11 protein-coding genes and 2 pseudogenes are annotated in these 12,605 nt (G+C 58.9%); 9 read left to right on the top strand and 4 right to left on the bottom strand.

Features of this window, described 5'->3' with window-relative positions; translation table 11 throughout:
* From I6F35_RS38755 to I6F35_RS38745, 3 genes and pseudogenes are all read left to right on the top strand, one after another.
* A partial coding sequence (locus tag I6F35_RS38755) for a reverse transcriptase domain-containing protein (protein WP_225122846.1) occupies nucleotides 1-1,024 on the top strand: 1,024 nt, incomplete at its 5' end.
* A 67-nt stretch (nucleotides 1,025-1,091) separates the two neighbouring features.
* Nucleotides 1,092-1,640 (top strand): annotated as a pseudogene (locus I6F35_RS38750) (DDE-type integrase/transposase/recombinase); the annotation flags it as partial.
* 74 nt (nucleotides 1,641-1,714) lie between these two features.
* Nucleotides 1,715-1,917, top strand: a pseudogene (locus I6F35_RS38745) (IS110 family transposase); the annotation flags it as partial.
* A gap of 420 nt (nucleotides 1,918-2,337) precedes the next feature.
* On the opposite strand, the gene I6F35_RS38740 reads toward I6F35_RS38745, so the two are convergent.
* Nucleotides 2,338-3,096, bottom strand: coding sequence for an acetoacetate decarboxylase family protein (locus I6F35_RS38740; protein WP_225122845.1), 759 nt, complete (start codon nucleotides 3,094-3,096; stop codon nucleotides 2,338-2,340).
* A 32-nt stretch (nucleotides 3,097-3,128) separates the two neighbouring features.
* Entirely contained in the window at nucleotides 3,129-3,641 is a 513-nt protein-coding gene (locus tag I6F35_RS38735; RefSeq protein ID WP_225122844.1) for a DUF3141 domain-containing protein, read from the bottom strand.
* A 654-nt stretch (nucleotides 3,642-4,295) separates the two neighbouring features.
* Here I6F35_RS38735 and I6F35_RS38730 point away from each other — a divergent pair.
* From I6F35_RS38730 to bcmE, 4 genes are all read left to right on the top strand, one after another.
* Nucleotides 4,296-4,670, top strand: a complete 375-nt coding sequence (locus I6F35_RS38730; RefSeq protein WP_249792907.1) for an oleate hydratase — start codon at nucleotides 4,296-4,298, stop codon at nucleotides 4,668-4,670.
* Nucleotides 4,667-5,425: a glucose 1-dehydrogenase gene (locus tag I6F35_RS38725; RefSeq protein ID WP_225122843.1), complete on the top strand. Its 759-nt coding sequence runs from the start codon at nucleotides 4,667-4,669 to the stop codon at nucleotides 5,423-5,425. Before I6F35_RS38730 ends, I6F35_RS38725 begins: the two co-directional genes overlap by 4 nt.
* A 44-nt stretch (nucleotides 5,426-5,469) precedes the next feature.
* Entirely contained in the window at nucleotides 5,470-7,227 is a 1,758-nt protein-coding gene (locus I6F35_RS38720; RefSeq protein ID WP_225122842.1) for an oleate hydratase, read from the top strand.
* A gap of 413 nt (nucleotides 7,228-7,640) precedes the next feature.
* Complete coding sequence (gene bcmE / locus I6F35_RS38715) at nucleotides 7,641-9,116, top strand: thiamine pyridinylase (RefSeq protein ID WP_225122841.1); 1,476 nt, start codon at nucleotides 7,641-7,643, stop codon at nucleotides 9,114-9,116.
* 785 nt (nucleotides 9,117-9,901) lie between these two features.
* Here the strand turns inward: bcmE and I6F35_RS38710 are convergent.
* Nucleotides 9,902-10,498: an HdeD family acid-resistance protein gene (locus I6F35_RS38710; protein ID WP_225122840.1), complete on the bottom strand. Its 597-nt coding sequence runs from the start codon at nucleotides 10,496-10,498 to the stop codon at nucleotides 9,902-9,904.
* On the opposite strand from I6F35_RS38710, the gene I6F35_RS38705 reads away from it, so the two are divergent.
* A complete protein-coding gene (locus I6F35_RS38705) occupies nucleotides 10,497-10,691 on the top strand; it encodes a hypothetical protein (protein ID WP_225122839.1) in 195 nt (64 codons plus the stop codon). The genes I6F35_RS38710 and I6F35_RS38705 overlap by 2 nt on opposite strands.
* Before the next feature lie 329 nt (nucleotides 10,692-11,020).
* On the opposite strand, the gene I6F35_RS38700 is transcribed toward I6F35_RS38705, so the two are convergent.
* Nucleotides 11,021-11,422 (bottom strand): phasin family protein, encoded by a 402-nt coding sequence (locus I6F35_RS38700; protein WP_225122838.1) that lies wholly within the window; start codon nucleotides 11,420-11,422, stop codon nucleotides 11,021-11,023.
* Nucleotides 11,423-12,056: 634 nt separating this feature from the next.
* On the opposite strand from I6F35_RS38700, the gene I6F35_RS38695 reads away from it, so the two are divergent.
* Entirely contained in the window at nucleotides 12,057-12,290 is a 234-nt protein-coding gene (locus I6F35_RS38695; RefSeq protein WP_225122837.1) for a hypothetical protein, read from the top strand.
* Nucleotides 12,291-12,605: the final 315 nt, after the last annotated feature.

Genomic DNA, 12,605 nt, shown 5'->3' with positions numbered 1-12,605 from the left:
GGCAAGCTACTTCGACACGGTCCATCACCGGCTGCTTGTCAGATGTGTGCGGCGACGCGTGCAGGATGGGCGGTTTGTTGATCTTCTCTGGCGGTTCCTGAAGGCAGGTCACATTGACCGTGACCTGTTTACAGCCTCCAGCGAGGGTGTTCCGCAAGGTGGCGTGCTGTCACCGCTCTTGTCCAACATCATGCTTGAGTTTGATGCGTGGCTGGAGGCGAAATACCTGAGCGACAAGGCTCGCAAGGACCGCTGGGCATGGAACTTCGGCATCAAGCTGGGCCGCCCTATTACGGTCCGAGAGAACCGGCAATGGAAGCCGGCGGTTGCTTATTGCCGATACGCTGACGACTTTGTCGTCATCGTAAAAGGGACCAAAGCTCAAGCAGAGGAAATCCGCGAAGAATGCCGCGCCTTTCTGGAAGGCAAGCTGAAATTGACGCTGAATATGGAGAAAACCCATGTCACCCACGTCAATGACGGCTTCGTCTTTCTGGGGCACAGGATCATTCGCAAGCGAGGGTCGCACGGGCGCATGTCCGTCGTCACAACGATACCCAAGGAAAAGGCGAAGGGGTTTGTTCGCAGGCTCGCTGAAGCCCTTTCCGGCAATCATAGTGTCAGCACGGTCGACATGATCGCCAGCCTGAACCGTCAACTGGCGGGATGGGCAGCGTTCTATAAGTTCACCGACTTCACCGCGCACGTATTCCGGCGCATCGACCATGTCATATTCTGGAAAATGGCGCACTGGCTGGGGCACAAATACCGATCTCGCATCAAACCTTTGATGCGGAAATGGTACCGAGCCCCGGAACCGGGCAAGGCGAAAACCTGGCTCGTGTTTGGTCGGAATGAACGCGGCGGGCCGCCCGGAAAAGCACTTTACCGGCTTGTCTCAAGTCCGAAGGCGCAGTTCCGATGGCGCAATCCGGAGGATAATCCCTACATCTTCCGAAAAGAAGCCCGCAGCACTGTCACCTCGCACTATCATGATGTTGCTATGGCCATGGGCCAAGCTTGAACAGAGAGCCGTATGCGCTGAAAGGTGCACGTACGGTTCGGGGAGGAGAAGCGCGTTCGCGCTTCTTACTCCACTCAAGATCACCGGATGGGGGTGGTACTATCTCTCGACCGTGCTTGACGACTTCTCGCGCTACATCGTGGCCTGGAGGCTTGGTCCCACCATGTGCGCTTCCGATGTCACAGCCACCCTCGACCAGGCACTCGCCGCATCCGGCCTTGACCACATCGCCGTCGTGCACCGGCCAAGACTGCTCAGCGACAACGGTTCGAGTTACGTCGCGGACGATCTGGCCACGTGGCTCGACCAGAAGGGCATGCAGCACGTGCGCGGCGCTCCGTACCATCCTCAGACTCAGGGAAAGATCGAGCGCTGGCATCAGACGCTGAAGAACCGCATTCTGCTCGACAATTACTACCGACCCGGTGATCTCGAACGTCAGGTACGGTCCTTCGTCGAGCACTATAATCACGTCCGCTATCATGAGAGCATCGACAACCTCACGCCAGCCGATGTCTACTTCGGCAGGGCTGAGGCGATCCTCGCAGAACGAAACCGCATCAAGCGCGACACCATCGCAAACCGCCGCTTGCAGCATCAACTGCAGGTCGCTTAAACTCTACCCCTGATGGACCAGAGCCTCCCTTCTCAAAAAGCCCGACCAGTCTCAAATTATCTGACGAGGGACAGCTCCAGGAGCAGCAGTTCGATCATCCGCACAGATCGCGCTACAGGATGGTCGAAGCAGTTCGCATCGCAAGGGAGCGGGTCGACCGCTCGAGCGCACGATCGAAGAGTTCGTCTCGGCCTGGTCTCTGGAGCCGCTCGTGCAGGCGCTTCAAACATTGCGAGGCGTCGATCAGATCATCGCGGTGACATTCGTGACCGAGGTTTTGCGACAAAGGATCGCCGTGGCAGAAGCCGCATGTCGAGGGCGGTACCGGACTCATTCGCCGGTGGTTCATTCCAGAGGGTACCGACCTTGCCGACAGTACGTACCAATCGCAGCTCCATCTCCTGAATCACAAGTATCGGAAGTCACTTGGCTACAGGTCGGCGTATCAGGTGACGCTCGAGCGCGGTATCATTGCAAAGATTCCAAGGATTTCCTTATCAAAGGCAGTTGCATTTCGCTAGAGAATTTACCCAGTTGACTTCGATCGAGAGCGTCCGGCAGCTTCAGCAGGAAGAGGCTGTAGGCCGTCTGATTAAGCCGCCGGCGGAGGACTGGATAAAGCTTGGGGCAAGGTCACCAGCGACTCCGAACTGGACAAAGTTGGAGGCAAGCACGTCGCTCATTGTGTTTGCCTGATTTAATCTCCCGAAAGGATATCGATAGCCTGGAGCCTAGAGTCATACTCCTCGTACGTGCCGAGCATGGTTTGGCCGACTGCCACATTGTGCACGGGATCGATGACTGAGGGTGAGTCGTAAGTTAGGGAAACCGGGCCAGTAAACAGTACTTCGTCGCCCAGCTCGTCTCGTCGGAACGTTCGGTCCGTGCACCACTTAACGAGTTGGGTTACGGCTCCCTTTCCGCACGCAGTTATGGGCGGCAGATGCCGAACCGAATAGAAGTTCGTGCGCGTAGAATACATGCGTCGCGTACCCGAGCTCATGCGCTGGTTTGGTTGAGCGGTGAGGGTTAGCAGACGCTTGCCAGCCGAACGCTCGAGCGTGCCCTGAATTAGTCCACCTTCCTGTGTCAATGTGATGTGCGCCAGCTTTTTTGGAGCACCGAGGACCTCCCGTCCCGAGGCGAGCGCTGCATCATTCGTTGTCACATAGATGTAGGGAATGTAGTAGCCGGTTTCCCCGCCAGGATCGCGAACTTGGATTCCTGAGTAGTGCTCTAAATACGGTCCGACTGTACTTGAGCCATAGCACGCGATACCCACAATACCGGTTGCAGGGTTTGCTGCAGGTAGTAGCTCCTTCGGCAATAAACGATTCAAATCGCTTGCGATGCTGAACATGACATTTAAGGATCGGCAATTAAGAAACGCGCTGCCCTGCCCTTCGCCCCCATGGTAAAGCGGCGCATCAAACGGAATGCCTTCGACTTCGGGCATTGCTGCAATTCTCCATGCTTGTCTCTACCTTATCAACGGGCGAGCGCCCCTTCGGCGCTCGCCCGCCCGATACGCGCAGCGCTGACGCGCAGCAATACGTAGTTGGATTTCAACGGCAGATCCCGTCCTTCCATGGCTGTCTCGTAGTCGTAGAAAAGAACGGGCGGGCAGCCTGCCGCCTCATGTTCGAGGAAGATGTCGCCACGCTCGCTGAGAACATCCGTCAACAACATGGCGCGCTCACTGCGCGTCACGCAGGTATTCCATCCAGGGCCAAGCTTTCCATCGTCGCGCATCTTACGTAGAGCCGCAGCCAGAGTTTCGGCGTCTGCCAAGAGCTTGGGCAGACGCGTAGACAGGCTGTTGCAGATGTGCTGGACCCGCAGCAACAGCACGATCTGCAAAACGTTGCGGGTCTTGGCGCTCGCTTCCGCCATGCGCTCGGCACACGCTATGAAGGGACTTTGGGCGACCGCGGCGCCGAGTTCTGCGCGTGGCGCCTTGCTCGACTTGACTGGATCGGATAATTCGAACGTCTCCGACATGGCTTGACCTCCTCCATTCTAGAGCAGACGCCGTCAAAGATGCTTAGTGCTGAATTGCCGATCGCTCGTGCAGTTATTCCGGCGAAGTGTGCTCAGCAAATTATGACGTAAAGGCGCAGCCAAGAGAGCCAAGCCGATAACGAATCGTGCGAGCCTAACGGGTGACTTCCCACCGCATTCCAATTATCCACATGCAACGCCGATGCCAAGCACCTCGCAGGGCCGCCATAAGCGCCGTCCTGCTGCAGATGTCGAGCGTGGTACGAGACACGACCAGCAACTTTCGTCTCTTCCGTCGTGCTCTGTTGCCTGGTCGTTCGTCCGATTGAAGACCGAGATGTCGGAGACCTGACATAGCAAACGTCGGAAAGGGGACGGTTTTGGACTCCTTCCGCGAGCGCGGCTTTATCTCGCGATCAGATTCTCGGCGCGCGGATTGCACAGCATATTCGGCGCGCTTGATCCCGGAGACCCTCATGTGCTCTGCGCCCTCCTTCTCCCGCTCCGATCCACAAGCGGCTCGCCGCCACCCGAGCTGTTCGGAACCGATATCGCCGCGCTCGCGGCAGCAGCTATCTCAGCAAGCAGGTGTGTGGGGCGCGAAGATCGTACTGTTCGAAGAGATGGCGCTGTTTGGCGGGAGGCTCGACGCCTGTGGCAATGCGAGGGACGCCGAGCTCACGCGCGGCGGGCGCGTGTTCGGGGCGTGAAATCGTATCGAACTTCGCACATACTCGGCAGCTCGTGCGTCGTTACGGTAATGATGCTCCCCACGGCGACGGACCGGCCGAAGATCTTTCCACGGGATCGCGCAAGCTCGCCTTCATCGGCCAGTTCTGCGAGTTTCCCGAGGACGTTGTCTTTACCGTCGAGTGTTCCGTGCGCGTGGCGCAGACCGCGCTGTTCGGCTTGCTCGACGTCCAGCGTCCGGTCTCACCCTTTTCCATGGGCCAGCATGACCCGGCGTCCTCTTCGACACCTGGAACACGCGGCACCGCCGATGAACACGAAACAAGGATCATCTCATGAGACGTGTGAACGAAAAAGTCATTCTGGTGACCGGCGGGGCTCGCGGGATGGGTGCCGCTCATGCGCGCCTGTTGGTAGCTGAGGGGGCGAGAGTCGTAATCACTGATATTCTTCAGACCGAAGGAGAGGCTCTCGCGGCTCAACTTGGCACGTCCGCCATCTATGTGCCTCAAGACGTCACCCAGCCGGAGGAGTGGGCCAGGGCGGTCGCGAGCGCCGAGCGTAGCTTCGGCGCGCTGCACGGGCTGGTCAACAACGCGGGCATCGCCAGCATGGCCGCGATCGAGCAGTTCCCGCTCGATCAGTGGAACAAGACTCTTGCCATCAATCTAACCGGCGTATTCCTCGGAATGCAGGCGGCCCTGCCGGCCATCCGGCGCGCGGGCGGAGGTTCGATCGTCAACATCTCGTCGGTCGAGGGGCTGCGGGGTAGTGCCGGGCTTCACGCCTATGTCGCTTCCAAGTTCGGCGTGCGGGGCATAACCAAGTCCGCTGCGCTGGAGGCAGCGGCCTCGGGCATCCGCATCAACTCGATCCATCCCGGCTTCATCGCCACCCCGATGATCGAAAGCTTCGATTCCTCCCTTTTCCCGATTCCACTGGGACGGCCAGGCTGGCCGCAGGAAGTGTCGCAGGCAGTCTTGTTCCTGCTCAGCGACGAGTCCAGTTATCTTACCGGTTCCGAGATCGTCATCGATGGCGGTCTGACGACCGCCGTCCCGCACAAATGGCCGGCGCCGGAGAACATCTTTTGATGAATGCCAACTGATTGTCCAAGCCAACCGGATAGGATGTTGCCATGTATTACAGCCGCGGAAACTACGAAGCTTTTGCCAGCCCGCGCAAACCTGAAGGTGTGGACAACAAGACGGTGTGGTTCGTCGGTGCGGGCCTGGCGGCGCTTTCCGGCGCGGCCTTCCTGATCCGCGACGGGCAGATGCGCGGTGAGCGGATCACCATCCTCGAACGGCTGAGCCTGCCGGGCGGGGCGCTCGACGGGAGTCAAGACCCGGAAAGGGGCTTTGTGATTCGAGGCGGCCGCGAGATGGAGGATCATTTCGAGTGTCTATGGGATCTGTTCCGCTCGATCCCCTCGCTGGAACTCGAAGGCGCCAGCGTGCTCGACGAGTTCTATTGGTTGAACAAGGATGATCCGAACTATTCGCTGCAGCGGGCCACGGTGAATCGGGGACAGAATGCCCATACCGACGGCCTCTTCACCTTGAGCGACCAGGCCCAGAGCGAATTGATCGCCATTTTTCTTGCCACCCGTGAGGAGATGGAGAACAAGCGCATCGACGACGTGTTTGGCAAGGATTTCTTCAACAGCAATTTTTGGCTCTATTGGCGCACGATGTTCGCCTTTGAGGAATGGCATTCCGCCCTGGAGATGAAGCTCTATCTGCACCGCTTTATCCATCATATCGGCGGCCTGCCAGATTTGAGCGCGCTGAAATTCACCAAGTACAACCAGTATGAATCGCTCGTTCTGCCGTTGTGCAAGTGGCTGGAGCAGCAGGGCGTCACCTTCCGCTATGGCGTCGAAGTCACCGATGTCGATTTCGACATCCATCCCGGACGCAAGCAGGCCACGGGCATCCACTGGCTAAAGGATGGCGTCGCAGACGGAGTCAGTCTCGGCGCCGATGATCTTGTATTCATGACGGTCGGGTCGTTGACCGAAAACTCGGACAATGGCGACCATCACACACCCGCCAGGCTCGACGAAGGCCCGGCGCCGGCCTGGGAGCTGTGGCGGCGTATTGCGGCCAAGGACACCGCCTTCGGCCGCCCGGACGTCTTCGGCGGCAATATCTCTGCGACGAAATGGGAATCGGCGACGGTCACGACGCTGGACGCGCGCATTCCGAAATATATCCGCAAGGTCGCCAAACGCGATCCGTTCAGCGGCAAGGTCGTCACGGGAGGGATCGTCACGGCGAAAGATTCGAGCTGGCTGCTCAGTTGGACCGTAAACCGCCAGCCGCATTTCAAGCAGCAGCCCAGCAACCAGATCGTCGTCTGGCTCTATTCGCTCTTCGTCGACAAGCCCGGCGATCACGTGAAGAAACCGATGCAAGACTGCACAGGCGAGGAAATCACGCAGGAATGGCTTTATCACCTCGGCGTGCCGGTCGCAGATATACCGGGACTCGCCGCGACGGCCGCAAAGACCGTGCCGGTGATGATGCCCTACGTCACCTCCTTCTTCATGCCGCGGCAGGCCGGTGACCGACCGGATGTCGTGCCCCAAGGCGCGGTCAATTTCGCCTTCATCGGGCAGTTCGCGGAGTCGGCGGAGCGGGATTGCATCTTCACGACCGAATACTCGGTTCGCACGGCGATGGAGGCCGTCTACACGCTCCTCAACATCGAACGCGGTGTGCCGGAGGTGTTCAACTCGACCTATGATGTCCGCAAGCTGCTTGCGGCGATCGGCAGACTGCGCGACGGCAAGGAAATCCAGATGCCCGGGCCGGCGTTCCTGCGCAAGTCATTGCTGAAGAAAATCGAGGCCACCGAGCTCGGCGAACTGCTCAATGAATATCACACCTGATCTCTGAGTGAGGGGGTGAAATCAAGCGTCTCCGAGTAAGTCCGTTTTATCATGCGCCAGATCTGGCTGGGAGTTCTATCCGCAGAACGTTCTCGACTTCGTCCAGCTCGCTTGCCTGCTGATCCTATTGAGATAGGTTCTAGCCCGACTCCATCGTAAGCGGCAAAGAGACACTCAGCTGGTTTCACCGGATACATACTGAGTTCGATACGAGACGCAGCCGTCGTGTGACGCTCCGCGTTGTCGCGTTCAGCCGTGTACGGATGAAGACCCACATGTCCGGCCTCCCGCACAAGGAGCGCATGTAATCCCCGCCGAACCTAGTGAGAAGCGCACAATTTTGCTCCTCTACAAGCAGGGCCTGCACCACGTCTTGTGGCACGCCGGTTGCTGGTGGACGGTGAAGTTAAGGTTTGCAGGCCGGGAACTGTCAACAAAGGAGGACTGACATGCGCAGGTGTTTTCGGCACTCGTCAGCGATACGGGCGGGGCTGGTTGCTCTCGCGGCGCAGGCACTTTCGAAGTTTCGGCGCACCGGCTACGCTGTCGTTGCGAGTGCGATCCTTCCGGTGGTGGCGTTACCCTCGTCGGCGGCTGAAGCACAGCAGTCGCTCACGGTTGCGCTCTATCCCTACGTGCCGCGCATCGGTCAGTTTCAGAATGCCATAACCACCGCTTGGAGCCAAGTCCAGCCGAACGTCCGGCTCAAATTCATCAACGACGAGTCAGTCTGGGACGGCGGCTACAAAAGGAATCCCCCCGCAGAAGCCGACGTCTATGTGTTCGACGCCATGTATTTCGAACAATTCCGCGCGAACAACTATCTTGTCGCCATGGCGCGGAACGAAATCCAAGACGCTGCGGACTTTCTGCCGTATGCGCGCAAGGCGGTCGTCGCTAACGGCAAATACTATGCGATACCACAGCTCGGCTGCGCTAATATCCTGTTTTACGACAAGAACGATACAGTGGTGGTCAATGCCACGACGCTCGGGCAGCTGCAAACCGCGCTCAACCAGTGCACTTTCACGAGCGAAATTCCGCCCGACCGCCGCGGGCTGATGCTGGATATGGCGGGCGGGACCACGAATGCGACGCTGTATCTTGACATCGCGCACAGCGCGGATGGCATCTATCCGCTGCCGCAAGCTTCCCAGCCTAATCGGGACTACCTTGTGAACCAGAAGACGATGCTCAATATGTCGAGCTTCTGGAACATTACCGCGCAGAACTCCGACCCATACGTCCGTGGCGTATGGTTCAGCCAAGGCTACGGCCGCGCCTTCATGGGCTTCACCGAGACGATGTCGAGAATGACACCGGACGCGCTCGCGACGATCGGCTTCAAGGTCATGCCGCTCTCGAATACAACGACCAATCGACCCTTGTTCTACGTCGACGCCGTCGGCGTCAATACGACCACGGTCGAACGCGGCACGCGCGATCTCGCCGTGCAGTTGGCGAACGTCCTCACCGCGACTGACACGGTGGTGGCGAGCTTTGAGGCACCTGGACCCAATACAAACCCCCAGTACCTAATGTCCGTGCGCCACAGCGTGTTTCACCAGCTTGGACAACGATATCCGCTCTATGAGCGGATGTATCATCTCGCGCTGTCGAGCAATCCAGTCGCGTTCAAGCTGAATGCCGATGCCCGAGCCTGGGTCAACTCGATCGCCGGAACGATCCGCACCGAGGTGCGCGCGAACTATGCCTGCGGCTGCGACCAGAACGCCCCGCGTCCGATCATGAACAGCGTGGATGCGCAAAACGTCTGTCCCGCGGTCTGCAACGGGCACGGCGGCTGGAGTGGACAATGGACCAACCAGCCACCAGCACTGCGCTCCGCCTGCGGATGCGCCGCGTGCCCTGTGCAAGGACCGCAATAAAGCCTCGTGAGCGCCCAATTGTCGGGAATCTCTATATTTTATGCCCACCGACACCAAGATGCAGCACGTTTCCGATTTCCGACGCGTGTTCATTTTCGCTGCACCGGTCTCTCCGGCCTCAAGTCGCGGGGCGGTTGGAGCCCGGAAAATGCTTGAAGTGTTGCGATCGACACGGCGCTTCGCTAGAGCTGGGCGAAGCACGAGTACATCGCCATCGTAGCGTTCACCAGTGCCGTCGATCTCATTAGCGATATTGGAGCACTAACAGATCTCGCGCTGATGATTGAAGGGAGCTACTGCTTCAACGTGGAGCCCGTGCCAAATGCATGACGGTATATGGTTACAGGCTTCTCCTGCGCGGAGAATTGCCAAGCCTGAATTGATCAAGTCAGGTGTGAGCGGGAGAGCAGCGGAGCCCGCAAGGCCCGGCAGTAAGCCGGGCCACGTTGACGAGACATGCTTGTACTGGTCGGCGGCCGCACCGCCCGCACCCTTGATAAAGGCTCAAGAGACTTCTTCGATGCGCCCACGAGGTCGGTCGTTTCGAGAGGGGCTGGTGAGTTCTTCCGATCGGTCAGTGCGATGTGCAGCTTGCTTCGCAGCCGCGATCTCGCGCGACCGACGGCAGCTACGGAGCCCGTCGTAAGGTGTGTGGGCAGCTCCTCCTCGTTGTCATTCGCGAATAGTCGATCCGCCAACAACTCGCTGGAGGCGCGGGTGAGCTACACGCTTCGAATTGCCATGGTTCTGCAGGTCTTTCTCGTTGAAAATTATGGGCCCGGCAATTACGCCGGCGGTCGTGCCCGTGAAACGATGGAACTGCGGCGCAGGCCGAAGCTGATTCCGATCCAGCTCGCGCCTGCCACAATTAGATCGAGGCCGAGAAACAGGCCGAGGATATAAACACTGTTGATCGGCCAACGTGCTAGGACCAACAATCCAACCAGCAGAGTAATCACGCCGGATGCCGCCAGCCAGAACCGCGCCGTTTGGCGCTTCATGCTGAATGCCAGGATTACGCGAATAATGCCGGAGGCGACCAGCGATGCGCCGAGGATCAGCGTAAGCACCGCAGCAGCGAGCGCAGGATTTTCAAATGTCACAAAGCCGGCAACGACGTAGAGCGCACCCAACGGAGCCCACAGAAAAAACTTGCCCCAAGTCTCAACCTGGAAGGCGTTGATCAACTCAGCGAGCCCAGCGATGATCATCATCACGCCAACGACGAGCACACTCGCCACGGTCGCGAGCGCAACGCTACCGAGCGCCACGAAACCAGTGATCAGATAAACTATGCCGAGCACGAAAATCCAGCGCCACTTCGGCAGTGAAGCGATGTACCGACCGGCTCGAAAACGCAGGAGAGCAGAAGAATTTGCCATGATGGTGCTCCGATGGGAAGCTGCGCCGCTGCATGGCGCGTACCCTGAAATTTTCGCCGTCGCTCGTCGCGACCTGCGGCGAGATCACCGGGCTGAGCTCACCGTTCGTTGCGAGCAGCCGGCTCAGCGTGCCCATGCCATGCACGCGCTGCGCGGGGTGCTCGCCGTCGACGCTCAGGAGGTGGGTTGCTAACGATCTCGCCCAGATCCCGGGGCCAAGGTCTCGAACACCACGTTGTTGTTCGGGCCCGGCGGCGACTTGTAGAGTATCGCGAACAATTCCCACGACACCTTGCCGGGGTTGTTCGGTGCGGGATTGGGATCAGGAGCCTGGGCGCGCGCGGCGCCCACAAGCGCAAATGTGACAAGACAATTGATGCGGTCCGCTCCATCGTTGCCTCCGATTATTGGCGTAATCGTAGTCGAAAAAGAGCGCTCCATACCCTCGCCAGCCGCAACGTACGGCTCCGGTCTCGGAAAGAATAGCGCGCCGTCGGCCCTATCTCACGCTTGGCGGATTGCTTAACTTACCGCAGATCGATGGCTGTGTTTTAAATGATCCAACATCTTCGAGCCTTCGCTGAACGATTTGGACCAGGATTGCTCCGCGAAATCCACGTGGCACTTCAGTAGCTCAGAGGGAGTTTTGGAGTCGGCAAGAGTTTTCAGAAAAGTGGCCTGGTCGTGCAAAGAGGAAGCAGCCAATTTTAATCCGTCCCTCAGTGCCGCGGCGAACAGGTTTGTTGTCGCTTCGATTGATTTTTGCCATTCCGGAAACGTAAATGAGATGCGCGATGCAGCTGCCGCCGTTTCTCCAACACCATCAGCTTCGCCACCTGCTCCAGGGGTTGATGTCTGGGCTAATTCGGGCACCGCACGCGTCCGCCGTTCGCGTTTCTCGTCTTCGGCTGTGGTCGCGGGCATTCGATATCTCCCGGAAATGATTGCTACGTGCGGAGTGGTTCGCTGCTCACTTACGATCAGCAAGCTTCAGAGGGTACCACAACCTTCAACATGTCATACCTGCCTTATCTGGTAGCGCTTGATCGCAGGGCAGAAGCTCGACATCCGTTAGGCCCCCGTCCTCAAGAAACAATGTGAAGTTCGCCAACGATTCTGAATGCAGTTGAAGGATGTGGTCAGGTCGTGTGCACGGGAGAGCTTGGCCATTTGCTCGCGCATATACGTTGAAGACCGCCGATATCGGTCGGTTTAGCGTCTGCCGGCTCGAGGCGCCGCATGGACGGTCTCTGTCGCCATCTCGATCCTCTGCTGTCGGGGAAAAAGACCAAGCTACTTGAGTTGCAGACTGTCGGAGTGTCCGGCTCGCTGTCTCCGATCACGATCAGCTGGAAATAGCGATCACGATCTCCTGGAATGGCAATCACGATCGTCTGGAACGCGCAGAGGGTGTGGGGTAGTTCGACGTCACGTCCGCTCCGTGCCCGCGGGGCACGATTTCCCATCTCCCCGCGTCTTTCGTTAACCCGAGAAGTATCCGCAGAGTTGATCTTCTGACGTTCCGCCCGTTCCGGGACTGCATGCCGCGGATGTCACCATGGCCGACGGAGGCGAACGGGTTAACCGCGAACCTTGCCTCGATATCGGCACTTGGCACGCCGTCGATCCAATCAGCGACACTCAGGGAGCGCTTGCATCGCGCGTGGTATTCCTTGTCGCCGCTTGTTCGCGTTCGGAGTGCGCTGGCAAGGCTGTGCCACCGCGGCTCGCCGAGCGTGAGAATCCCGGGAAGCTGCTCTGCGAATTGCGCGTGACGAAGTCGCTGTTGTAGAGTCGAGACACGAGCGTCTGGCCCTTTTTTCCACGTCAAGGCGCACGAGCGTAGGAGTCGGGATCGTTGATGCTGCACTCACCCGCGCGATTCTCAACCCGGGCTGATCGTGATTGAGACGCGCCGCGATGGCAACGCTAGCCGCGGGGCGACGGGTGGCACTTGGCGTGGCCCGCTCCGCCGCTTGTGGCCCCAAGCGTCGCGTGTGATAGATCGTCATCAAACACCAGCGTGTAGCGCATTTCCTCTCCACCCCACACGTGAATAGCCCCCAAGTACGTTCCCGAGATGTTGTCGGAGACGAAGCGTCCGTCG

Source organism: Bradyrhizobium sp. BRP22, from assembly GCF_020194175.1.
Classification (GTDB): domain Bacteria; phylum Pseudomonadota; class Alphaproteobacteria; order Rhizobiales; family Xanthobacteraceae; genus Bradyrhizobium.
Note: the sequence above shows the minus strand (reverse complement) of the source record. Positions and strands in the feature narration are given on the sequence as shown.

Excerpts from the sequence above, each read along its gene's own strand:
- I6F35_RS38740 (WP_225122845.1), bottom strand. The coding sequence starts at position 3,096 with ATGCCCGAAGTCGAAGGCATTCCGTTTGATGCGCCGCTTTACCATGGG.
- I6F35_RS38735 (WP_225122844.1), bottom strand. The coding sequence starts at position 3,641 with ATGTCGGAGACGTTCGAATTATCCGATCCAGTCAAGTCGAGCAAGGCG.
- I6F35_RS38725 (WP_225122843.1), top strand. The coding sequence starts at position 4,667 with ATGAGACGTGTGAACGAAAAAGTCATTCTGGTGACCGGCGGGGCTCGC.
- I6F35_RS38720 (WP_225122842.1), top strand. The coding sequence starts at position 5,470 with ATGTATTACAGCCGCGGAAACTACGAAGCTTTTGCCAGCCCGCGCAAA.
- I6F35_RS38705 (WP_225122839.1), top strand. The coding sequence starts at position 10,497 with ATGATGGTGCTCCGATGGGAAGCTGCGCCGCTGCATGGCGCGTACCCT.
- I6F35_RS38710 (WP_225122840.1), bottom strand. The coding sequence starts at position 10,498 with ATGGCAAATTCTTCTGCTCTCCTGCGTTTTCGAGCCGGTCGGTACATC.
- I6F35_RS38700 (WP_225122838.1), bottom strand. The coding sequence starts at position 11,422 with ATGCCCGCGACCACAGCCGAAGACGAGAAACGCGAACGGCGGACGCGT.
- I6F35_RS38695 (WP_225122837.1), top strand. The coding sequence starts at position 12,057 with ATGGCCGACGGAGGCGAACGGGTTAACCGCGAACCTTGCCTCGATATC.